Source organism: Nonomuraea sp. NPDC050680 (assembly GCF_040654555.1).
GTDB lineage: Bacteria > Actinomycetota > Actinomycetes > Streptosporangiales > Streptosporangiaceae > Nonomuraea.
On sequence record NZ_JBFAIF010000010.1, the window covers coordinates 295,310 to 317,261 of the forward strand.

General features: G+C 71.5%; 21 protein-coding genes. 11 read left to right on the forward strand and 10 right to left on the reverse strand.

Features of this window, described 5'->3' with window-relative positions:
* Positions 1–14 precede the first annotated feature (14 nt).
* The 3 genes from AB0H88_RS30715 to AB0H88_RS30725 all read left to right on the forward strand — a co-directional run bounded on the left by AB0H88_RS30715 (position 15) and on the right by AB0H88_RS30725 (position 4,254).
* Complete coding sequence (locus tag AB0H88_RS30715; protein WP_357650539.1) at positions 15–1,280, forward strand: MFS transporter; 1,266 nt, start codon at positions 15–17, stop codon at positions 1,278–1,280.
* Between the two features lie 2 nt (positions 1,281–1,282).
* Complete coding sequence (locus AB0H88_RS30720; protein ID WP_357650541.1) at positions 1,283–2,161, forward strand: SDR family oxidoreductase; 879 nt, start codon at positions 1,283–1,285, stop codon at positions 2,159–2,161.
* A gap of 65 nt (positions 2,162–2,226) precedes the next feature.
* Entirely contained in the window at positions 2,227–4,254 is a 2,028-nt protein-coding gene (locus AB0H88_RS30725) for a hypothetical protein (protein WP_357650543.1), read from the forward strand.
* A 59-nt stretch (positions 4,255–4,313) separates the two neighbouring features.
* On the opposite strand, the gene ftrA is transcribed toward AB0H88_RS30725, so the two are convergent.
* Positions 4,314–5,282, reverse strand: coding sequence for a transcriptional regulator FtrA (gene ftrA, locus AB0H88_RS30730; RefSeq protein WP_357650545.1), 969 nt, complete (start codon positions 5,280–5,282; stop codon positions 4,314–4,316).
* Between the two features lie 98 nt (positions 5,283–5,380).
* Here ftrA and AB0H88_RS30735 point away from each other — a divergent pair, with 98 nt between their 5' ends.
* Positions 5,381–5,839, forward strand: coding sequence for a rhodanese-like domain-containing protein (locus AB0H88_RS30735; protein ID WP_357650547.1), 459 nt, complete (start codon positions 5,381–5,383; stop codon positions 5,837–5,839).
* Positions 5,840–5,848: 9 nt separating this feature from the next.
* On the opposite strand, the gene AB0H88_RS30740 is transcribed toward AB0H88_RS30735, so the two are convergent.
* Genes AB0H88_RS30740 through AB0H88_RS30755 form a run of 4 tightly spaced genes read right to left on the reverse strand, consistent with a single transcriptional unit; the run spans position 5,849 to position 9,578 of the window.
* On the reverse strand, positions 5,849–7,066 hold the full coding sequence (locus AB0H88_RS30740) for an SGNH/GDSL hydrolase family protein (RefSeq protein WP_357650549.1): 1,218 nt from the start codon (positions 7,064–7,066) through the stop codon (positions 5,849–5,851).
* 16 nt (positions 7,067–7,082) lie between these two features.
* On the reverse strand, positions 7,083–8,387 hold the full coding sequence (locus tag AB0H88_RS30745) for an FAD-dependent oxidoreductase (RefSeq protein WP_357650551.1): 1,305 nt from the start codon (positions 8,385–8,387) through the stop codon (positions 7,083–7,085).
* 40 nt (positions 8,388–8,427) lie between these two features.
* Positions 8,428–9,132, reverse strand: coding sequence for an SDR family oxidoreductase (locus tag AB0H88_RS30750; RefSeq protein WP_357650553.1), 705 nt, complete (start codon positions 9,130–9,132; stop codon positions 8,428–8,430).
* Positions 9,126–9,578 carry a carboxymuconolactone decarboxylase family protein gene (locus tag AB0H88_RS30755; protein WP_357650555.1) on the reverse strand — a complete coding sequence of 151 codons (453 nt, stop codon included), beginning with the start codon at positions 9,576–9,578 and terminating at the stop codon, positions 9,126–9,128. The genes AB0H88_RS30750 and AB0H88_RS30755 overlap by 7 nt, the downstream gene beginning before the upstream one ends.
* A 157-nt stretch (positions 9,579–9,735) precedes the next feature.
* Between AB0H88_RS30755 and AB0H88_RS30760 the strand changes: the two genes are divergently transcribed.
* On the forward strand, positions 9,736–12,540 hold the full coding sequence (locus tag AB0H88_RS30760; protein ID WP_357650557.1) for a tetratricopeptide repeat protein: 2,805 nt from the start codon (positions 9,736–9,738) through the stop codon (positions 12,538–12,540).
* A gap of 202 nt (positions 12,541–12,742) precedes the next feature.
* Positions 12,743–13,129, forward strand: coding sequence for a pyridoxamine 5'-phosphate oxidase family protein (locus AB0H88_RS30765; RefSeq protein ID WP_357650559.1), 387 nt, complete (start codon positions 12,743–12,745; stop codon positions 13,127–13,129).
* A 136-nt stretch (positions 13,130–13,265) separates the two neighbouring features.
* Here AB0H88_RS30765 and AB0H88_RS30770 read toward each other — a convergent pair whose 3' ends face one another.
* Complete coding sequence (locus tag AB0H88_RS30770; RefSeq protein ID WP_357650561.1) at positions 13,266–14,759, reverse strand: phosphoesterase; 1,494 nt, start codon at positions 14,757–14,759, stop codon at positions 13,266–13,268.
* 332 nt (positions 14,760–15,091) lie between these two features.
* On the opposite strand from AB0H88_RS30770, the gene crcB (AB0H88_RS30775) reads away from it, so the two are divergent.
* From crcB (AB0H88_RS30775) to AB0H88_RS30790, 4 genes are all read left to right on the forward strand, one after another.
* Positions 15,092–15,583, forward strand: coding sequence for a fluoride efflux transporter CrcB (gene crcB, locus AB0H88_RS30775; RefSeq protein WP_357650563.1), 492 nt, complete (start codon positions 15,092–15,094; stop codon positions 15,581–15,583).
* A complete protein-coding gene (locus AB0H88_RS30780) occupies positions 15,580–15,933 on the forward strand; it encodes a DUF190 domain-containing protein (RefSeq protein WP_357650565.1) in 354 nt (117 codons plus the stop codon). The genes crcB (AB0H88_RS30775) and AB0H88_RS30780 overlap by 4 nt, the downstream gene beginning before the upstream one ends.
* 20 nt (positions 15,934–15,953) lie before the next feature.
* Positions 15,954–16,316: a fluoride efflux transporter CrcB gene (crcB, locus tag AB0H88_RS30785; protein ID WP_357650626.1), complete on the forward strand. Its 363-nt coding sequence runs from the start codon at positions 15,954–15,956 to the stop codon at positions 16,314–16,316.
* 120 nt (positions 16,317–16,436) lie between these two features.
* Positions 16,437–16,865, forward strand: a complete 429-nt coding sequence (locus tag AB0H88_RS30790) for a DUF1232 domain-containing protein (protein WP_357650568.1) — start codon at positions 16,437–16,439, stop codon at positions 16,863–16,865.
* A 159-nt stretch (positions 16,866–17,024) separates the two neighbouring features.
* Here AB0H88_RS30790 and AB0H88_RS30795 read toward each other — a convergent pair whose 3' ends face one another.
* The 4 genes from AB0H88_RS30795 to AB0H88_RS30810 all read right to left on the reverse strand — a co-directional run bounded on the left by AB0H88_RS30795 (position 17,025) and on the right by AB0H88_RS30810 (position 20,798).
* The gene (locus AB0H88_RS30795) at positions 17,025–18,317 is read right to left on the reverse strand and encodes an ArsB/NhaD family transporter (protein WP_357650570.1); all 1,293 of its coding nucleotides are present in this window, start codon (positions 18,315–18,317) and stop codon (positions 17,025–17,027) included.
* The gene (locus AB0H88_RS30800) at positions 18,314–18,757 is read right to left on the reverse strand and encodes a CBS domain-containing protein (RefSeq protein WP_357650572.1); all 444 of its coding nucleotides are present in this window, start codon (positions 18,755–18,757) and stop codon (positions 18,314–18,316) included. Before AB0H88_RS30800 ends, AB0H88_RS30795 begins: the two co-directional genes overlap by 4 nt.
* Positions 18,758–18,840: 83 nt before the next feature.
* Entirely contained in the window at positions 18,841–19,827 is a 987-nt protein-coding gene (add, locus tag AB0H88_RS30805; RefSeq protein ID WP_357650574.1) for an adenosine deaminase, read from the reverse strand.
* Positions 19,824–20,798, reverse strand: a complete 975-nt coding sequence (locus AB0H88_RS30810; RefSeq protein WP_357650576.1) for a nucleoside hydrolase — start codon at positions 20,796–20,798, stop codon at positions 19,824–19,826. Before AB0H88_RS30810 ends, add begins: the two co-directional genes overlap by 4 nt.
* A gap of 69 nt (positions 20,799–20,867) precedes the next feature.
* Here AB0H88_RS30810 and AB0H88_RS30815 point away from each other — a divergent pair, with 69 nt between their 5' ends.
* Positions 20,868–21,863: a LacI family DNA-binding transcriptional regulator gene (locus AB0H88_RS30815; protein WP_357650578.1), complete on the forward strand. Its 996-nt coding sequence runs from the start codon at positions 20,868–20,870 to the stop codon at positions 21,861–21,863.
* Positions 21,864–21,952 lie beyond the last annotated feature (89 nt).

Genomic DNA, 21,952 nt, shown 5'->3' on the forward strand with positions numbered 1-21,952 from the left:
CCCAAGGTGGGGGCATGACGGCGATGAGACCTCACAACACGGACGGCGGCCTGTCGCGCGGGCTGCTCTTCCTCATGTCGGTGGCGACCGGGCTGGCCGTCGCGGGCAACTACTTCGCGCAGCCGCTGCTCGACCTGATCGGCCGGGAGCTGGAGATGGGGCCGTCGCGGGCGGCGCTGGTGGTGACGGCCGCACAGATCGGGTACGCACTGGGGCTGATCCTGCTGGTGCCGCTCGGCGACCTGGTGGAGCGGCGGCGGCTCGCCATGTCGCTCTACGCGGCGACCGCGGTGTTTCTACTGGTCTCGGCCAATGCCCCTAACGGCACGGTGCTCTTGGCCAGTACGGCCCTCACCGCGCTGACCTCGGTGGGAGCGCAGGTCGTGGTGCCGTTCGCGGCGACGCTGGCGGCCCCGGCCGAGCGTGGCCGGGTGGTCGGCACGGTGATGACCGGGCTGATGCTCGGCCTGTTGCTGGCGCGTACCGCGTCCGGAGCATTGTCGGAGCTGGGCGGGTGGCGGACGGTCTACTGGGTGAGCGCGGTCCTGATGGCATCGATGGCCGTGCTGCTGCGCATCTTCCTGCCCCGGCTCGGCGGAGACGGCGGAGACGGCGGACACCGGTCTTACGCCGGTCTGCTGCGCTCGACGGTGGCGATGTTCCGGTACGAGCCATTGCTGCGGTGGCGGGCGGGGATCGGCGCGCTGAGCCTCGCCTCGTTCAGCGTGCTGTGGACGGCGCTGACCTTCCTGCTGGCGGGCTCGCCGTACGGCTGGTCGGAGTCGGCCATCGGCCTGCTCGGGCTGGCCGGTGCCGTGGGCGCGCTGACCGCCACGGTGGCCGGGCGGCTGGCCGACCGCGGATACGTACAGATCGTGACCGGCGCCGGGACGGTCCTGCTGGTGGCGTCCTGGTCGGCGATCGCGGCCGGGGCGCACTCGCCGGCCTGGCTGCTCGTCGGCGTGCTCGTGCTGGACCTGGCGCATCAGGCGGTGCTCAACAGCAGCCAGAACGTCCTCTACGCGCTCCGGCCCGAGGCCCGCAACCGGATCAACTCCGCCTTCATGACCGCCCTTTTCGTCGGCGGCGCGGTGGGGTCCGCGCTGGCTTCGGCGGTCTGGGCGCACAGCGGCTGGCCCGGCGTGTGCGTCTTGGGCGCCACCCTCTCGGCCGGGACCGTCGTGCTGTGGGTCCTGGAGCGCATCACCATCGCCCGGGTGACAGGCAAGCCCCCGAAGGTCGTCCGCGACCTCATCCGTACCCCCACCAAAGGAGAATGAGCATGTCGCGTACCGTACTGATCACCGGCGCCACCGGAGCCGTGTCCACCGCACTGATCAACGCGCTGGAAGGGGCCGAGGTGGACCTCCGGGCTCTCGTCCGCGATGGGTCCAAAGCGGCCGGCCCGCGCGAGCGGGGCGCCGAGGTCTTCGTCGGTGACCTCGATGACGCTCGGTCGCTGCCGCCCGCCTTCGAGGGCGTACGGGATGTGTGGCTGCTCACCCCGAACGGCCCGCGCGCTCCGGAGCACAACATGAACGCCGTGTGGGCCGCGCGCCAGGCCGGTGTGGAGCGCGTCGTGCGCCTGTCCGTCGTCGGCGCGGCACACGACGCGCCGAACCGCAGCGGCAGGCTGCACGCGCTGTCCGACCGGGAGACCGAACGGTGCGGCATGCGCTGGACGATCCTGCGTCCCCACTGGTTCATGCGGAACCTGCTGAACGAGGCGGGCGACATCGCCGCCACCGGCACGTTCTCGCTGAACATGGCCGCGGCGCGGATCGGGATGATCGACGTCCGCGACATCGCCGAGTGCGCCGCCCGCGTGCTGCTCGACGACCCGGATCGCCACCACGGCCAGACCTACACCCTCACCGGCCCGCGCTCGCTGACGTTCGACGAGGTCGCCGCCCACTTGAGTCTCGCTCTCGGCAGGCCCATCACGCATGTGCCGGTCAGCGACGACGCCAAGCGCAAGACACTGCTCGGCTACGGCGTTCCGCGATGGATCGCCGACATGCTGGAGGAGTACGCGCAGGCGTACGAATCCGGCTGGGGGGACTTCACCACGGATACGGTCGCCGAGCTTCTCGGCCGCCCGGCGCGCGACATCGCCGACTTCGCCCGCGACCACGCCGCCGCGTTCGTCTCGGCCGACTGACAACTACGGCCCTAGCCGTAATAGGAGTACTTGACCGCCAGCGGCCTATTTCTTAGATTTCGGCCATGACCTTAATCAGGCGAATCCTGGCGGCGGGGCTCAGCGCCGCCATGCTGCTGAGCGTGGCGCCCCCCGCCCACGGCGCGGCCGGCCGGCACCCGACGGGCCGGGTGACCGATCTCGGCGTCCCGCTGCAGGACGTGCTCCTCCTCGGCGGCGTCGTGGCGCCCGGCCCCGACGGCCAGGCGGCGCTCTGGGGCGCCTCCTCCGGCACCCCCGCCCACCTCAACGCCGTCGACCCCGCCACCGGCGCCGAACGCGGCCGGTTCGACCTGCCGGGCGCCGCCGGGGCCTGGGCGGTGGACGCGACGCCCGACGGCAGCCTCTACGCCGGCACGTACGGCGACGGCCGCCTCTACCGCTGGACCCGCCAGGGCGGCGTCTCCGACCTGGGCCGCCCCCTGCCGTCGGAGAACTTCATCTGGTCCGTGGCGGCCGGTGAGAACGCGACCGTCTACGGCGGTACGTCACCGGGCGGCCGGTTGTTCGGCTACGACCCGGCCGGCGGCGTCCGGGACTACGGCCGGCTGTCCCCGTCGCACGCCTACGTCCGCAGCGTCTCCTACGCCAACGGCAAGATCTACGCGGGTACGGAGGCCCCGGCGGCCGTCTTCGAGGTCGACGCCGCCACGGGCGTGGCCGAGCGACTGCCCGCCCCACCGGGACTGGACCTCACCGACAAGTGGGCCTACGACGTCAACGCCGTCGCAGGCTTCCTCTACGTCAGGTTCGGCAGCGCCTTCCCGGGGCCGTTGCACGTCTGGGACATCGCCGCTCATGCCTGGACGGACGCCGTCGAGTCGGCCCACGGCCTCGACGTCTCGCCGCCCGACGACCAGGGCCGCGTCTACTTCGTCAAGGCCGCCGAGCTGGTGTGCTACGACCCGCGCACCCGTACGGTGACCGGGACCGGGATGCCGTTCACGGGGCGGGTGGCGAACACCCGGGGCATCGGCTGGGCGGAGCTGGGCCTGCCCGACTATCCGGGCAAGAGCCTGGTCGGGCTGCTGTGGCGGGGGCTGATGTTCCGCTACAACCCGCAGACCGGCGCGCGCTCGTTCGTCCAGACCGGCATCAAGGGTGAGCCGATCGACATCACCGCTATCGCCGACGGCCCGGACGGCCGCGTCTACACCGGCGGCTTCCTCAACGGCGGGTTCGCCGCGCTCGACCCGAAGACGGGGGAGCGGACCCAATTCCACACCTTCTCCCAGAGCGAGGCCATGACCGCGCACGCCGGCAAGCTGTACATCGGCGCCTACCCCGAGGCCAGGGTCTACGCCTACGACCCCGCGCTGCCGTGGAACAGCACCGAGTACTCGCCCAGCCCGGATCCGGGACCGGCGCCCAACCCGGCCAGGCTGTTCGACCTCGCGGCCGACAAGCAGATCAGGCCGCGCGCCCTGGTGTCGGCGGGAGGCTACCTGGTCGCCGGCACAATGCCCGACCTCGGTCAGCTCGGCGGGGTGCTGGCGGTGTGGGATCCGGAGAAGGGCGAGCTGAAGCACGCCGCGCGCAACGTCGTACAGGACCAGAGCATCGTGTCGCTGGCCTACCGTGACGGCGTCGTCTACGGCGGCACCTCGATCTACGGGGGCCAGTCGGCCACCCCGCCCACCCAGCCCGAGGCCAAGCTGTTCGCCTGGTCGGTGCGCGAGAACCGGCTGCTCTGGGAGATCGTCCCCGCGCCGGGCAAGCCGGCCATCCCGGCGCTCGCCTTCGACCGCCGCGGGCGGCTGTGGGGGATCGCGGGCGGCGAGGTGTTCGCGGTGAACGTGGCGGCCCGCAAGGTGGTCTCCAAGCTCACCCTCTCGTCGAGTAAGAGCGCGAGCGGCGCCCTCTCCCTCAACAGGAGGGACGGCCTGCTGTACGGCGCGCACGCGGGGACGGAGGTGTTCGCGCTGGACCCGGTCTCCGGGCGGCGGATGGTGCTGCGGCAGGGACCTGTGCACCAGCTCGCGGTGCACAGGTCCGGGGACGTCTACTTCGCCGAGGGGCCGCGGCTGTTCAGGTATCAGCCGCAGAGCCGGTAGGTGTAAAAGTTCTCGAAGCGTGACAGGTACATGTGCTGGTCCGGGCCCTTGAGCACGGGTCAGCGGCCGAATGCCTTCCGGTACGCGGAAGGGGAGGTGTGCATCGAGCGGCTGAAGTGGTGGCGGAAGGTCACCGGGCTTTCGAAACCGACAGCGGCCCCGACCTCCTCGACCGGCGCCGTGGCCGACTCCAGCAGCGGCAGGCTGGCCGCGATCCGCTGCGCGATCACCCAGCGCAGCGGGCTGGTCCCGGTCCTGCGGTTGAAATGCCGGACGAAACTGCGCTGCGACATCCCGGCGACACGGGCCAGCGTCGCCACCGTGATCGGGCGGGAGAGATTGGCCAGCGCCCATTCCATCGTCCTGGCCACGGCGTCATCGTCCTCGACGGGGGTGACGGCGGCCTCGATGAACTGCGCCTGGCCGCCCTCCCGGTGCGGCGGCACGACCAGCCTCCTTGCCACCGTGTTGGCCACGCCGGGGCCATGGTCTCGGCGGATGAGGTGGATCAGCAGGTCGATGCCGGCCGCGCTGCCCGCGCTGGTCAGAACATCGCCGTTGTCCACGTACAGCACGCCGGGATCGACGCTGACCTGCGGAAAACGCTCCTGGAGCAACTCGGCGTACCTCCAGTGCGTGGTGGCCGACCGGCCGTCCAGGAGACCGGCCGCCGCGAGGACGAAGACCCCTGAGCAGATCGACACGATGCGGGCGCCCCGCTCGTGCGCCCGTCGTACCGCGCCGATGAGGGCGGGGGAGACCTCGGCGCGGACGTCCGGCACGCCCGGGACGATCACCATCCGCGCCTCGGCGAAGACGTCGAGCCCGTACGTCGCCTGGATGGTGAAGCCGCCGACCGCCCGCAGCGGGCCGTCGTGCTCGGCGCAGACCACGAGGTCGTACCACGGGACGTCCAGCTCCGGCCGGGCAAGCCCGAAGACCTCGACGACGCACCCCAGCTCGAAGGGACTCATACCGTCGAAGGCCAGGACCGAGACGGTGCGGTTGCTGTCATAGCGCTGGAGCATGGCTGGATATTAGCGACATTAGGCATTCATGCCACTCGTGGGGGTGCGGGGGTGCGCTGCACCATTCATGGCAGGAACGAGTTGGAGGTAGTACCGAAATGTCAGCAGTTCTTGCTACTCAGGCCGCCGACCCGGCCGCCGCCGTCGCTCATTTCTCGGCCCGTCTGGCGTTCGAGACGGACGTGTCCGATGTCCATGCCGATCTCAGCGCGGGTGATGCGAGCATCGTCGTGGTCGACTCGCGCAGTGTGGAGAGCTGGCTTCAGGGTCACATCGAAGGCGCGCTTCACCTGCCCACGGCGGAGATCGCCGCACGCGCGCCATCGGTCGTCTCCCGCGACGTGATCGTGGTGACGTACTGCTGGGGGCCCGGGTGCAACGGCGCGACGCGTGCGGCGCTGGAGTTCGCCAAGCTCGGCTATCGCGTCAAGGAGATGATCGGCGGCTTCGAGTACTGGGCGCGCGAGGGCTTCCCCGTCGTGACCGGCTACGGCGTGGAGAGGCGGCCCGCCGACCCGCTGACGGCTCCCGTCCACGCCGACGCATGCGGCTGCTGACTCCCGGTTTTACAGCGCGCGCAGGTCGATGGCGTCGGCCATCGCCTGGTAGCCGGCCGGGTTGGGGTGGAGATGGTCTCCGCTGTCGAAGCCGGGCCGAATCCGGTCGGGGTCGGCGGGGTCGGCCACGGCGCGCTCGAAGTCGACGACCGCGTCGAACGCGCCACTGGTCCGGATCCAGGCGTTGACCGCGTCACGGATCCGCTCGGCCTCATCCGTGAGGTACGCGTACCCCTTGGCGGGCAGGAGGGTGCCGCCGACGATCCGCACGCCGCGTGCGTGGGCGGCGCGGATGAGCTGCCGGTAGCCGCCGATCAGGTCGTCGGCACCGACCTTGACCGCGGGCGTGGTGCAGGGCGTCGGTTCCTGCAGGCCCAGGAGGATGTCGTTGATGCCCTCCAGTACGATCACGCTCTTGACGCGGGGCCGGTCGAGCACGTCCCAGCGGAAGCGTGCCAGTCCCCGCTCGCCCAGGCACGCCGAGTCGTTGAGCAGGCGGTTGCCGGCGATGCCGAGGTTGAGCACCGGTCGCCGGCCGGCCAGCCTGCGGGCCAGCGCGTCCGGGTAGCGGTCATCGGCGTCCAGGGTGGCGCCGTACCCGTCGGTGATGGAGTCGCCGAAGGTCGCCACCGCCGGCGCGCCGCCGTACACGTCCACTTCGGACAGGTAGAACCAGGAGCTGTTGGTCTCGGCGAAGGCGGTCGCGCCGAGGTCGCGGAGGTGATCGCCGCCGGCTCGGAAGGAGGTGGCCTGCGCGAGGTTGTGGTAGGTGGCCGGGCCGGTGGTGCCCTGGAGGTACAGCGTCACGGTCAGCCGCTCGCCCGGCTTGACCGCGAGCCGGACGGGATCGCCGACGGCCTGCCCGCCGGTGGGGATGCTCACGGAGGCGGAGCGCCCGAAGGTCAGCGGCCGGAGGGTGCCCGCCTGCACGGCGGCGCCCGTGCCGGCCTTGCCCACGCTCGCGCCGGTCAGCCGGAGCGGGGTGCTGCCGTAGCGGTTCGACAGCCGGATCCGGAGCTTCGAGCCGCCGGCGGCGACCCGCACCACCTGGCGGACGGAGTGGTCGGCGAAACCTTTCTCCGCCCAGGTGGGATACCAGACGTCGGCCGACGGCTGCTGGACGGCGCTCGCCCATCCAGCTGTCCATGTGCCGGTTTCCGCGTCGGCGGGTGCCGGTAACGCGGTCGATGCGGCGATCAGGGCGGCGGCAGTCGCGATTCTCAACACGTGAGTGCTCTTTCTGTCAATCCAGGACGGGGAAGTTGGCGCGGAAGACGCCATAGGGATCGCGATGGCGCTTGAGCTCGCGCAGCCGGGCCAGGGTGCCGGCCGGGAAGGCTTGGGCGGCGTTCTCCGCCGGCGCGAGGAAGGTGTACGGTTTGCGCCCGCTGACCGCCTGGCCCAGCGCCTCGATCAGGGCCGCCTGCTTGCCCTGCACCGCATCGGACAGGTGGGGCAGCCGCAGGCCGAGCAGATAAAGCATGTAGGGCTCGGCGAGCGCGCCACCCGCGCCGCCGGCGGGATCGGCCTCGGCCAGCGCCCCGCCCAGATGCCGGACCTGCAAGTTCAGCAGCGGCGCGAGGTCGGCGTCGGCGAGCGTCGCCAGCGTCGCCTCGTCCAGGCCGGTCAGCAGTTCGGTGCGGGCCAGCATCGGGCTGGGCTCGATCGGCTCGGCCGCGATCGTGCCCAGGTCGGCCAGGTCCATCAGGCCGCGACTGTCGGAGAGGCTGCCGCCGATCTCGTCGAAGCCGGCCAGCAGCGCCTTGGCCTCCGCCTCGCCGCCGAGGTAGGTCACGTCCACGGTGACCATCGGCGGGGCGGGCGGCGGCGGGGCCACGCGGTTGATCCACACCGACAACTCGCGCGGCGCGTCCGCGGTGATCTGGCGGAAGGCCTCGAACACCGCGGCCGTGCGGGCCGCCGGCCAGACGATCCGTCCGCCGTACACGCTGGGCGCCGGATACAGCGCCAGCTCGATCGAGGTGATCAGCGCGTAGTCGCCGCCACCACCGCGCAGCGCCCAGAACAGCTCGCTGTCGGAGTCGGCGGTGACCCGCACCTGCTCGCCGTCGGCGTCGACGATCTCGAAGGCGCGCACCGAGTCGGCGGCCCAGCCGTACCTGCGGCCGAACCACGAGATCCCGCCGCCGGCGACGAACCCGGCGACCGTCACCGCCGAGCTGCTGCCGGCCGGCCCGGTGAGGCCGTGCTTGCCGGTCTCGGCCAGCACCCGGCCCCACCGCACTCCGGCACCGACCCGGGCGACGCGCGCCTGCGCGTCGACCTCCACCCAGTCCAGGCGGCCGGTACGCAGCAGGATCACACCCTGCACATCGCCCGAGGCGCCATGGCCCGACGGCTGGGCGGTGACCGTCAGCCCGGCTTCGCGGGCGTATCGCGCCAGCGCCGCCACATCAGCGGCGTTCTCGGCCTCCACCACGGCGGCCACCGGCTGGTGGACGCCCACGGCCCACGGCCGGGCCGCCTCGTCGAACCCGTCCTCGCCGGGGAGCAGCACGCGCCCCCGGACGGCATTACGCAGATCCATAGCTGTCGTCTCCTTCAGGGATTACCAGGGAATGCGGGGACTACCAGGGAAGGGGGCCTTCGTGCTGGACGAAGGTGGCGGTGGGGCCGTCGGCTTCCAGCAGGGCCATGGCCACGATCGGTGCGGCGCCTTCTTCAGGGGTTTTGATGCCTGAGTTGTGGTTGATGTCGGTTTTGACCCAGCCCGGGTCGACCGTGTTGACCTTGATCGGGGTGTCCCACAGCTCTTTGGCGTAGGACACGGTGATCATGTTCAGGGCGGCCTTGGAGGAGCAGTAGGCCAGGTTGAGCATCGGCCACAGCGGATGGCTCCGGTCCAGGGTGCGGCCGATCGAACCGCGCTCGCTGGAGACGTTCACGATGCGTCCCGCCGACGAGCGGCGCAGCAGCGGCAGCATCGCGTTGGTGACCTCGATGACGCCGAACACGTTCGTCTCGTAGACCTGGCGGGCCTGCTCGAGCGAGGTCTGGCTGGGCGCCCCGTCGGCGAAGGTGATCCCGGCGTTGTTGACCAGGATGTCGAGCCTGCCGTACTCCTGCTCGATCCACGTGGCCGCGGCTCGGATGCCGGCCGGATCCGTGACATCGAGCCGCACGTACGGCAGGCCGAGCAGTTCGGCCCCGGCACGTCCCCGCTCCTCGTCACGGGCACCGATGATCGCGGTGATGCCCCGGTCGCCGAGCTGACGGGCCACCTCGAAACCGATGCCCTTGTTCGCGCCGGTGACGAGGGCGACCGCTACCATGCCGCGCCCGCGACCTGCCGGGTGGTGGCGTTGAGCCTGTTCCACAGGTTGACGGTGGAGACCGTCATGATCAAAGCGGCGAGCTCGGTCTCGGAGTAGTGGTCGGCGGCCTCGTCCCACACGTCGTCGCCGACCTGGCCGCCGTCGGCGAGCCGGGTGACCGCCTCGGCCAGTGCCAGCGCGGCGCGTTCCGCGTCGGTGAAGTACGGGGCCTCGCGCCAGGCGGCCACGGCGAAGAGCCGCTCGTCGCTCTCGCCCTGCTTGCGCAGGTCCTTGGCGTGCATGTCGACGCAGACACTGCACCCGTTGATCTGGCTGGCCCGCAGCAGCACCAGGTCGGAGGTGACCTTGGGCAGCCCGGCCTGGTCGGTGGCCTTCTGGAGGTTCATGAGCGCCTGCATGGCGCCGGGCAGGATCATGGCGGGGTTCTTCATGCGTGCTTGCATGGTCGTCTCCTGGAGAGTTCTGATCGTTGTCGCTTACCTGACTGAGGCGAGCGGGGAAATGTGACCGCCGCGCCGTACGATCAGCATCTCGGGGGCGATTGATACATCCGCGATGCATCGACGATGTGGTGATTCGCCGTGGATATAGACTCCTGCGGTGCACGGCGGGAATGTACGGTTTGCGGTCCTGGGTGCGGTGGAGCTGTCGGCTGAGGGCCTGGTGCTTCCCTCGCTCGCCCCACGTCACCGTGCGTTCCTGGGGTATTTGCTGCTGCATTCCGGCACGGTGCTGAGCGTCGAACGGCTGAGCGAGGCGATGTGGGGGCCGACGCGGCCGGACACCGCCAGGGCGCAGGTGCACGCCGCGCTGACCGCGATCCGGCGGACGCTGCGCGTGGCGGAGGCGGGCCACCTGGTCCAGACCCGGCCGGCCGGATACGTGATCGCTCCGGAGCCGGGACAGCTCGACCTGCGGGAGTTCACCACGCTCGTGGCCGAGGCGGGGCCTGAGCCGGCCGCGGCCGTACGGACGCTGCGCGGAGCGCTCGCCCTGTGGCGCGGGCCCGCCTTCGCCGACGTCCAGGCCCATTTCGCCGAGAGCGCCAGGGCACGGCTGGAGGATCGGCGGCTGGCCGCGATCGAGCGGCTGGTGGAGCTCGAGCTCGCCGCCGGAAGGCACGAGGAGCTCATCGATCAGCTGACCGCCGAGCTGACCACGCATCCCTTGCGTGAACGACTGGCCGGGCAACTGATGCTGGCCCTGCACCGCGCCGGGCGCCAGACGGACGCGCTGGCCATCGGCCGTGGCTACCGCCGCAGACTGGCCGATGAGCAGGGGCTGGATCCGGGCCCTGCCTTCCTGGCCGTGGAGGAGACCGTCCTGCGCGGTGAGCCGCCCGCGGCCGACCCGATCCGGCGCACGGAGGCCGCTCTGCCCGCCACGGCCAGACCTGAGGAGGCCAGGCCCGAGGCGGCTTTTCTGCCCTACGACATCGCCGACTTCGCCGGCCGCTCCGTCCAGGTGGAGGAGCTGTGCGAGCCTGCCTCCCAGGCGGTGACCATCTCCGCGATCGACGGCATGGCCGGCATCGGCAAGACGGCACTGGCCGTCCATGCCGCGCATCGGCTCGCCGGACGATACCCCGACGGTCAGCTCTTCATCGACCTGCACGCTCACACAGCGGGCCATCGGCCGCTTGAGCCCGGGGAGGCGCTGGAGGCGCTGCTGCGGCAGCTCGGCGTGCCGACCGAGCGCATCCCCGCGTCCATGACGGAGCGGGCCGCGCTGTGGCGAGCCGAGCTGGCCGGCCGCCGGGTCCTGCTGGTGCTGGACAACGCCGCCGACGCCGCCCAGGTCCGGCCCCTGCTGCCGGGCGCTTCACACAGCCTGGTGCTCATCACCAGCCGCCAGCGGCTCACCGACCTGGATGGCGCGCGGGCCCTGTCCATGGACGTGCTGCCCCTGCCCGACGCCTTGGCGCTCTTCACCGGCATCGTGGGTGAGCGCGCGGCTGCCGAGCCCGAGGCGGTCACAGAGGTCCTGCTGCTGTGCGGGTTCCTGCCGTTGGCCGTACGCATCGCCGCCACCCGTCTGCGGCACCGCCCTCGCTGGAGCGTGGACCACCTCGCGGAACGCCTGCGTGATGAGCGCCGTAGGCTCACCGAGCTGGCCAGGTCGGAACGCGGCGTGGCGGCCGCGTTCACCCTGTCCTACCGCCAGCTCACCGCTGACCAGCAGCGGCTCTTCCGCCTGCTCGGGCTGCATCCCGGCCGCGACATCGAACCCTACGCGGCCGCCGCGCTCGCCGACCTGCCCACGGAGCGTACCGAGGACGTACTGGAGGACCTGCTGGACGCGCACATGCTCCAGCAGCGCGCCTTCGGCCGCTACGTCTTCCACGACCTGCTCCGCCGGTACGCCGCGGAGTTGGTGGCCGAGCAGGAACCGCCGCAGGCCAGGCACGCGGCGCTGACCCGGCTGCTCGGCCACCAGCTGACCACGGCGTCGGCCGCCATGGACGTGCTCTACCCCGACAGCGCCCACCGGCGACCGCGCATCGAACCAGCCACGTCCCCATCGGTCCTCCTCCATGACGCGCCGCAGGCGTTGGCCTGGCTGGACGCCGAACGGGCCAACCTCATCCTGGCCGCCGATCGCGACGTGGCGCACACCAGCCTGCTGGCCACCACGCTGTACCGCTATCTCTACGACCACGCCCACCACGACGATGCCCTCGCTCTGTACGGCAAGGCACTGCGGTCCGCCCGACGCCGTAAGGATCCGGCCGACGAAGGGCGGGCGCTGACCGATCTCGGCTGGGTGCATCAGGTGCAGGGGCGCCATGACGTCGCCCGTGACCACTTCGACCGGGCTCTTGCCGCCTGCCGTACATCTGAAGACCGGCGAGGTCAGGCGCGGGCGCTGCTCGGCTTAGGCCGGGTAGGTACGGACGAGGGCGACCACGAGCGGGCCAAGGAGGCCGACCTGCGCGCCCTGGAGCTGTTTCGCGACATCGGCGACCGGTTCGGCGAGGCCGTGACGCTGGATTACCTGGGCATCGTCCACGAGCGGCTGGGCCGGTACGCGCAGGCGGCCGACCTGCATCGCCAGGCGCTGCAGCTGTCCCGGGAGATCGGCAGCCGAGGCGGGGAGGCCGACGCCCTGGACAACCTCGGCGTGGCCTGCACCCGGCTGGGCCGGCCCGCCGAGGCGCGCGATCATCACGAGCAGGCGCTGGAGCTGTATCGACTCTTCGGCTACCGGCGGGGCGAGGCCAAGGCGCTCAACAGCCTGGCCGAGGTCGCGGCGGCCATGGGAGACCTCGCCCAGGCCGTACGCCTGCACAATGCCGCTCTCGACCTGGCCGTGGAGCTGAACAACCGGAGCGAGGAGAAGCGCGCCCGCGAGGCCATCGCCCAGCTCCTCGCCACCCCGGAGACCTCTCGCCGAAAACGATCCTGAACCGGTACCCGTCGGCTGTCGACCACCCCACGGGGCCGGTCGCCGGCGTCTATGACACCCATCGCGCGGCGGCCCAGGCGCGGGTCAGTGCTGCTTTGACCACGTGGCTCCCGCCTCAGCGGTCCGTACGGGGGAGGCGGCGCAGCACTTGATCAGAAGGCCGGCTATACGATATGCCTCCGCAATCCCCTCGAGGAGGCTCGTGAATCTGGTCGAGCAGGGCGCCGCTTTCGCCGCGTTCTGGCAGGAACGGCACCTGTGCACGCTCTCAACGGCGCGTCCAGGCGCGCCGCCGCACGCGGTGCCGGTCGGCGCGACGCTGGATCTGGAGACCGGCATCGCCCGGGTGATCACCTCCGGCACCTCCTACAAAGCCCGGCTCATCGCAGCGGACGGCGCGCTGGTCGCACTCTGCCAGGTGGACGGCCGGCGGTGGTCGACGCTGGAGGGGCGGGCCGTGGTGCGTACCGAGCCGGAGCAGGTGGCCGACGCCGAGCGCCGTTACACCGCCCGCTACAAGCCGCCCCGGCCCAACCCGGCGCGGGTGGTCGTGGAGATCCAGGTGACACGCGTGCTGGGCAACGTGTGATCACCGTCGCCGGCATCGGCGCGGGCCGGCTGGGACAGACTGCCGGAGGAGCCGCGACGCGTACTGGAGGCGGTGCCCGCGCTGCCCGAGAGCGGGCGGTCCCGCGTGGCATGCGGGACCGCCCCAGGTCAGCGGGCTAGCGTACGCGGATGAAAACCGGGTTGGAGTAGAACCACAGGTCCTGCCACGGGCTCTCCTTGCCGTCGGCCGCCGGCTCCATCTCGTCGGTGCTGGTGCCGCGTACCCGCAGGTAGCTGTCGCTCTGTACGTCGCGCAGCGTGTGCCGGATGACGTAGTCCCGGCCCTGCCGGCGCCAGTCGCCCGGGCCGAAGCGCGCCACGACCTTGGTGGTGGGGTTGGTGTCGGCGTCCAGATTGGCGCTCACGCCGCTCACCTGCCCGGTGATGAGGTCGACGCGCCGCACCTCCGGGCGGTCGCCGTTGCCGTTCTTGCCCTCCAGCGGCCGGAACCGGATCTCGACCTCGACGTCGGTGCGGTCGCGCCGGTTGACCACCAGCGTCTCGCCCACGGTGGCCTGGCGGCCCTGGTTGCCGGCGGTGACGTCGAGAGCGGTGATCAGGTCCCCGGTGGCGACGAAGATGCGGCCGTTGCGCAGGGCGTCCATGATGTCGCCGTAGTCCTGGCGCGCCATCACGTACGTCTTGCTGTACTCGCCCGGCCAGAAGTCCGAACCGCCGCGGGTCCAGTGCACGTGCGAGTCGGAGGTGGCCGTGATCCACCAGTGCCGGCCCTCACCCAGCAGAGAGTCCCACAGGCCGCCGACCCGCGCGGTCATCTGGTCGAAGCCGCCGTAGGTGGGGTGGTTGCCGTACCCGCCGCGCGCGCCACCGTTCAGCGGGGCCGCCTGGTGTCCCGGGGCGCCCTCGAATCCCACGTACACGTCGGGGGCGGTGTTGTTGCCGTTGCGGAACTCGCGCGGAGTGTCCTGACCCCACACCCCGAGCCCGGTGGCCGAGCGCGCCGCGTGGTGCGCGATCACCAGCGGCTTGTGCCGCATGTCGCGGGCGGCCTTGAGGAACTCCACCATCTTGGCCTCGGTGTCGCGGCCCGCGTCGGCCGGGAAGGCGTCATGCTTGGCGAAGCGGCTCTCCAGCTCGAACAACTGCTGTGCCTCGTCGGCGTGGTGCGGGATCATCAACGTGTGGTGGTCCAGCGCCGGCGCGTCGAACTCCATGCCCCAGAACTGCAGGACCTCGGGTACGAGCACACGCGAGCGCAGCAGGTCGGGATAGGCCTGTTCCAGGTTCACCTTGGAATGCGTCGGGCCGCCGTGGTCGGTGCACATCGCCCAGGTCAACCCGAAGTACTTGGCCATGATCGCGTTGGTGACGATCGGGTAGACCGCGTCGGCGCCCTTGTGGAAGGTCGGCGGGTTGGTCTTGGTGTCGAACTCACCGCTGTACTCGGAGTGGACATGGTGATCGCCCGCACGCCACATCCGGCCGCTGCCGGCGCCGTTGCCGAAAGAGCGCTCGTCGTCGGCCTGCGCGGCGGTGCCGCCCACCAGGGGTGCCGCGGCGGCCAGCGTCGCGCCGACACCGGCGTACTTGACCAGCCGCCGCCGGGAGAGCCCGGCCGACTCGGCCTGCTCGCCCTTGTTGTTCCTCACGATGAAGCCTTTCGTGGTGCGGATAGGGTGCCGACCCGCAAGCCTCGAAGAGTCCACTGAACGCCGTGTGAACGCCGTTCGGGACGCGCAAGAACAGTGCGTTGATCCCATCCGGAACCCGCCCGAGCCCGGAGCCGCCGGTGCGGGGCGGGCCGAGGTCGCTGCCAGGTCCTGTTGGGGCCGGTCGGTATAGTCGAGGGGAACCTCCCTGGAGGAGGTCGCGGTGGTGGGGCCCACCGCCTCGCCGCCGATCCGGTGGCGGGCAACCGTGGCACCCAGCCGCCAACGGTCCCTACCAGAGGTGACCATGTGCTGCTGGTAGGAGGCTCTTCATGTCCCGTCCTGAAGCGGAGCGTCCCGTGGACGCCGACGTCGACCTGCGCGTGCCCGCCCAGCGTGCCGAGCTGCGCCGGGCACCGTGGGCGACGCTGGGGGTGATCGCGCTCGGCGGCGCGGCGGGTGCGCTGGCCCGCTACGGCCTGGGCGTGGCCTTTCCGCGCCAGGCCGGGGCTTTTCCGTGGACGACACTGGCCATCAACACCGCCGGGTGCCTGCTGATCGGGGTGCTCATGGTGGCCATCACCGAGGTCTGGTCCGCGCCCGGATGGGTGCGTCCGCTGCTGGGCGTCGGCGTGCTGGGCGGGTTCACCACCTTCTCCACCTACATCCTGGAGACCAGCCAGCTGCTGGCGGGCGACGCGGCTCGCACGGCGCTGGCGTACCTGGCGCTGACCCCCGTGCTGGCCCTGACCGCGGTATGGGCCGGCAGCGCCGCGGCCCGCGCGGCGGCCCGCCGGTGCGTGCGAGAGAGCAGGCGAGCGTGAAACTGGCCGGAGCGGCGCTACGGCTGACCATCTTCGTCGGCGACACCGACACCTGGCACCACAAGCCGCTGTATCACGAGATAGTCCACCGCGCGCATGCGGCCGGGCTGGCCGGGGCGAGCGTGTTTCGCGGCATAGAGGGCTACGGCGCCTCCAACCACATCCACACCGCGCGCATCCTGTCGCTGTCGGAGGACCTGCCGGTGTCGATCGTCATCGTCGATGCCGCCGAACGGATCCGGGCCTTCCTGCCGCGGCTCGACGAGCTGATCTCTGAGGGGCTGGTCATCTTGGAGGAGGTCGAGGTGATCCGTTACGTCGGCCGCCCCAGCGGCGAGCAGGCCCGGTGAGCGGCCCGCTGGCCGGGCCGCTGACCGTGGCGCTGGTGGTGCTCGGCGCGGCGATCGGCGCGCCGCTGCGCTACCTGGCCGACCGGCTCGTCCAGGCGCGCCACGATTCCCTGTTCCCGTGGGGCACCTTCGCCGTCAACCTGGCCGGTTCGGCGCTGCTGGGCTTCCTGGCCGGGCTGCCCGCCGACGGCGCGGTGATGGCCTTCGCCGGCGCCGGGTTCTGCGGTGCGCTGACCACCTACTCCACCTTCAGCTATGAGACCCTGCGGCTGGTCCAGGACGGCGCCCGCTTCGTCGCCTGGGCCAATGTGGTGGCCAGCGTGGCCGGCGGCCTGGGCGCGGGCGTGTGCGGGTTCGCGCTGGCCCATGCCGTGACGGGCTGAGCCCGGCGGGTCCCCGTGGTGGCGGCTTTCCGCAGGAAGCTATCGTTGCTGTCACTTGTTACGGCACCCGCCACCCGAGAGCGGTCTCACCGTGGCGGAGCACGGAACGGGGGAGCGGGCATGACCGGCTGGTGGGGATGGGATCTGCTGATCGGGATCGCCGTCGCGCTGCTGGTCACCTGGCTGGCGCTGATCGCGGCGCTGGCCGTCCTCCGGCCGCGCGGCGGGCTGCTGCGCGAGGCGTTGCGGCTGTTGCCCGACGTGCTGCGGCTGGTGCGCCGCCTGGCCGCCGATCGCGAGCTGCCACGCGGGGTGCGGGTACGTCTGGGACTGCTGCTGGCCTACCTGGCCATGCCCCTCGACCTGGTACCCGACTTCATCCCGGTCCTGGGCTACGCCGACGACGCGATCATCGTCACCGCGGTGCTGCGCTCGGTGGTCCGCCGCGCCGGGCTGCGGGCGGTGCGCCGCCACTGGCCCGGCACCGAGGACGGGTTCACCGTGCTGTGCCGGCTGACCGGCCTGGCCGAGCGCGGCTCGGCGTCCTGAGCCTCGCTGAGCCGTTGAGACCGAGCAGGGCGTAGATCTGCCCCTGCTCCACGCGCAGGGTGACGTCTTCGACGGCCGTCACGTCGCGATAGCGCTTTATCCCTCTTGGTTCACCCCAAATAGTGGCGCTTCCGGACATATTTGCGGACTTGGCCCCGGTCACATGAGGTAGCGCAGCCACAGGTAGGGCGCGACCAGCGTGACGGTGACCGCGGTGACGATCAGGCCGTACTTGGTGAACTGCCAGAAGCTGATGGGAGTGCCGTTACGGGCGGCGATGCCGAGCACGACCACGTTGGCGGCGGCACCGACGGCGGTGGCGTTGCCACCCAGGTCGGCGCCGAAGGCCAGCGCCCACCACAGCACCTGTCCGGGCCCGTTGCCACCGCCCGCCTGAACGAGGTCGGACACGATCGGGCTCATCGTCGCCACGTAGGGGATGTTGTCGACGATGGCCGACAGCCCGGCCGAGGCGCCCAGTATGCCCATGGTGGCCAGTCCCAGCTGTCCGCCGGTCGCCGCGACGGCGGCCTGGGACAGCCGGCCGATGACGCCGGTCTCGACCAGCGCGCCGACCATGACGAACAGCCCGGCGAAGAACACCAGCGTGGGCCACTCCACCTCGGCGATGGCCTGCTCGGTGGTCACCTTGGTCGCGGCCACCAGCACGCCCGCGCCGAGCAGCGCGACCACCGACGGCTCGTAGTGCAGCACCGGGTGCAGCACGAACGCCGCCATCACCAGCGCCAGCACGACCAGCGACTGCCACAGCAGCCGGCGGTCGGCGATCGCCTCCCGCTCGTCCAGCGCCATGATCTCACTGGCGCGTTCGGGGTCGTAGCGGAACGAGCGGCCGAACATCAGCCAGCACAGCCCGACGAACACCGCCATCAGCACGATGACCATCGGTGCCATGTGCAGGAGGAAGTCGTTGAAGCTCAGGCCCCCGCGGCTGGCGATGATGATGTTCGGCGGGTCGCCGACCAGAGTGGCCGCGCCGCCGATGTTGGAGGCCATCGCCTCGGCGATCAGGAACGGCACCGGGTTGACGGCGAGCCGCTCGCACACCAGGAAGGTCACCGGCGCGATCAGCAGCACCGTGGTCACGTTGTCGAGCAGCGCGGAGAGGCCGGCGGTGATCAGCACCAGCTGCACCATCAGCCGGAACGGCCGCCCGCGAGCGCGCTTGGCAGCCCAGATCGCCAGGTACTCGAAGACGCCCGTCTCCTTCAGTACGCCGACGATGACCATCATGCCGAGCAGCAGGAAGATGACGTTCCAGTCGATCCCGGTGCGCTCGGAGAAGAACGCCGCCCGCGCGCCGGTGGCGTGGACGGCCAGCATGATCCCGGCACCGCCGAGCGCGGCGGCGACCCGGTGCACCTTCTCGGTGGCGATCAACGTGTACGCGGCCAGGAACACCGCCACGCTCACCCAAGCCGGCACGTTCACGCCGCGAGCACCCGGTCCAGCAGCGCCTGCAGCGTCACCGCGCCCAGCAGGCGCCCATCGGCGACGATCGCGACCAGCGGGCTGTGGGTGCGGGCCATCAACGCGGCCAGCTCCAGGACGGTGGCATCGGGGTCGGTGACCGGCAACTCGCGCTGGTCGCGTGGCAGGACCTCGCGTATGGTGCGGCCCTGCAGCGCGTTCAGGAAGGCGTCGGCGTGCGCCTCGTCCACCACCCGGGCCAGCGCCGGATCGTCCTGGCAATAACGGGGCACGGCCAGCCGCAGCACCTCGGTGCCGGGCAGGATGGTGAACGGCGCGCCGTCGTCATCCACCACGATGATGCCGGGCAGATCCTGCTCGGCGAGCATCCTGGCCGCATCGACCACGGGAGAGTCGAGACCGACCACGGGAAAGGCGGCAAGCAGGTCGTGGGCGCGCACCGGGCACATCCTTCGGGCTCAACGGGATAAGGACCTGCCGACCAGACTTCCCGGCGCACCTGTAGGAAAGGTATCAAGAACCGTCAAGATCGCATAGGCCGGGTCGCCCCGCTCGTGCCGGGACGGGTGGTGGCGAAGGCCGCGCCGGCCGCGTGATCCTGCGCGAGCTTGTCCTGCTCAGCCGTCCACCCGGCCGCCGCGCGCAGACGGTCGAACTCCTGGGACAGGGTGGTCGCCGAAGTGGTACGTGCGTCGGTGCTGATGGTGACGGCCAGCCCGTCGGCCAGGAGCCGGGCCGCGGGATGCGCCCGGAGGCTGGAGACCGCGCCGGTAAGCACATTGCTCGTCGGGCACATCTCCAAGGCGATGCCGTCGCGCCGCAGCCGATCCAGGAGCGCGTGCTCGCCGACGCACCTGACGCCGTGGCCGATCCGGCGCGCGCCGAGCACGTCGATCGCCTCCCACATGCTGTCGGCGCCCGCCGCCTCACCGGCATGGACCGTACACGGGAGTCCGGCCGCGTGGGCGAGATCGAAGGCGGCCCGGTGCGGGGTGGCGGGGTGGAGCCGCTCATCGCCCGCGAGGTCGAGTCCGGCCACCTGGTCGCGATGCCGCAGCGCCGTCTCGGCGACGGCGAGGCTCTCCTCGGGTGTCTGGTGCCGCAGACAGCACAACAGCAGCCCGGTGCGTACGCCGGTGGCCCGCCGCCCCGCCGCCAGCCCCTCGGCGACCGCTTGGACCGCCTCGTCCTGAGTCATGCCGCGACGGCCGTGCAGCTGCGGGGCGAAGCGCGTCTCGCCGTAGACCACGTCGTCGGCGCTCCAGTCTTCGACCAGCTCGCGGGCGGCCCTGCGGAGAGCGTCGGGGGTCTGCAGTACTCGCAGCGGCAGGTCGATGTAGGTGAGGAAGCGGGTCAGGCTGCCGCAGGAGGCGGGTGCCGTGACCAGTCGCTCGACGGGGGCGTTCAAGGCGATGCCCTGGTGGCGTGCCAGGTCGGCGACCGTGCCGGGGCGTACCGATCCGTCGAGATGACAGTGCAGTTCGTGCAGGGGCACGGAAGCGGAGGTCATCGGTGCTCTTTCACGTCATGTCGGCTTTGGCCGACTCCGGCGCAGGTGGTGAACAGCAGGTCCTTGAAGCCGGCCTCGCTGACCCGGCGGACCAGCGTCAGATTGGGCGGCGGGGCCGAGCGTCGGCGGTCGATGATCAACTGGCCGCGGGTCTCGTCGCCCAGGGCGATGTCCACATGAGCGTGCTCCCGTTCGGTGATCAGCTCGGGCCGCAGCGCCACGGCCATGGCGATGGGGTCAGGGAGGTCATAGCCGGCCAGGCCGGTCACGTCGCGGGCCCAGTCGGCGAGCGTACGGTTCACGCGGTGGGCGAAGGTGGCCATCGGAGTGCCGAGCCGCTCCAGCCGGGACTGGTCCGCGGGCGTCATGACGGCGTCCCGGCGGGAGACGTCCCAGCCGATCCAGGTCACCTTGCCGGGCGTGGCGCTGCGCAGCACCACCCGGGCCGCCTCGGGGTCGGCCCAGGCGTTGAACTCGGCGGTGGCCGTGATGTTGCCGCTCAGGTCCGCGGCGCCGGCCATGCAGTACACATGCCGGTACCGGGTCAGCAGCTCGCGGTCGCGGACCAGCGCGGCCGCGAGGTTGGTGAGCGGGCCGAGCGTGACCAGCGTCAGGTCACCGGGGTGCTCGCGCGGGGCGGACAGCAGGACCTCGACGGCGTGCCGCGCCTCGGCGGGCCGCAGCGGGTCGGGCAAGCCGATGTCGCCCATTCCGTCCTGGCCGTGCACCTGCTGGGCGGTGGACAGGGGACGGGTCATCGGGCGTTCGCATCCCAGGTGGACGGGGACGTCGACGCGCCCGGCCACTTGCAGGGAGAAGAGCGCGTTTCGGGTCCCCACCGCCACGGGCACGTTGCCCGCCACCGTGGTCACGGCGCGGATGTCGCCCAGACCGCTGGCGGCGGCCAGCAGCAGCGCCACCGCGTCGTCCGACGCGGTGTCGGTGTCGATGATCAAGGGAAGAGCCGGCACTGCTCACCTTTCATCTAATCGTTTAGATCACGACTATCTAATCGATTAGATGGCAGGATGTAAACCGCTATGACGAAACGCGCAGACAAGCCCATCACGCTCGCCGATGTGGCCCGCCGAGCGGGGACCTCGACGGCGGTGGTCAGCTACGTGATCAACAACGGTCCGCGCCCCGTCGCCGCCGCGACGCGCGAACGCGTCCTGGCGGCCGCGGCCGAGCTGCGCTACCGGCCCAACCGCATCGCCCGGGCGCTGCGCTCGCGTACGACGGGCGTGGTCGGCCTGGTGCTGCCCGACGCGTCCAATCCCTACTTCGGCGCCTTGGCCAGACACATCGAGCAGGCGCTGGAGAAGCGCGACCGGCTCACGCTGGTCGGCAACGCCGGATACTCCGCGGATCGCCAGCGGCATCTCACCGAACGCTTCCTGGCCGCCCAGGTCGACGGGCTGGTGATCGTCGCCGCGGACGGAGGCGGCGATGTGGCGGCCCAGGCCCAAGCGGCAGGCGTGCCGGCCGTGTACGTCCATCACGGGCACCCCGGCGGGCACGCGCAGGTGGTGGCGGCCGACAACCAGGCCGCCGTGCACGAGGCGATCGGGCACCTGCGCCGGCACGGGCACCGCAGCCTCGCCTTCCTTACCGGCCCCTCCGACGAGGGGCCTGTGGGGGTGCGGCGCGCGGCATGGGCCGCGGCCGTGACCGGCGACCCGGACGCCGTACTCCTGCGCTGCGACTACTCACGCGGCGCGGCGGACGCCTTGACCCGCCACCTCGTCGCCGAAGGCGCCATGCCGCGCGCCTTGATCACCGCCACGGACGAGCACGCCATCGGGGTCCTGTCCGGGGCGTGGGCCTGCGGGCTTCCGGTGCCCGACCGGCTGGCGCTGATCAGCCTCGACGGGACGCCGGAGAGCGCCCACACCGCTCCAGCGCTGAGCGTCACCGAACAGCCGCTGCGGGCCATGGCGGAGCAGGCCGTCGAGCTGCTGTTCGGCGACATTTCCGCGGCGCTTGCCGCGCATGCCCCTTTGGTCGTCAGACGCAGCTGCGGCTGTGCGGCTTGATGGACGCCACGCGGTTATGACCACCTACGGGGGGTGCGTCCGGCGATGATGGAAGCCGGCCCGCCCGCGTCGAGGAGGTGCATGAACAT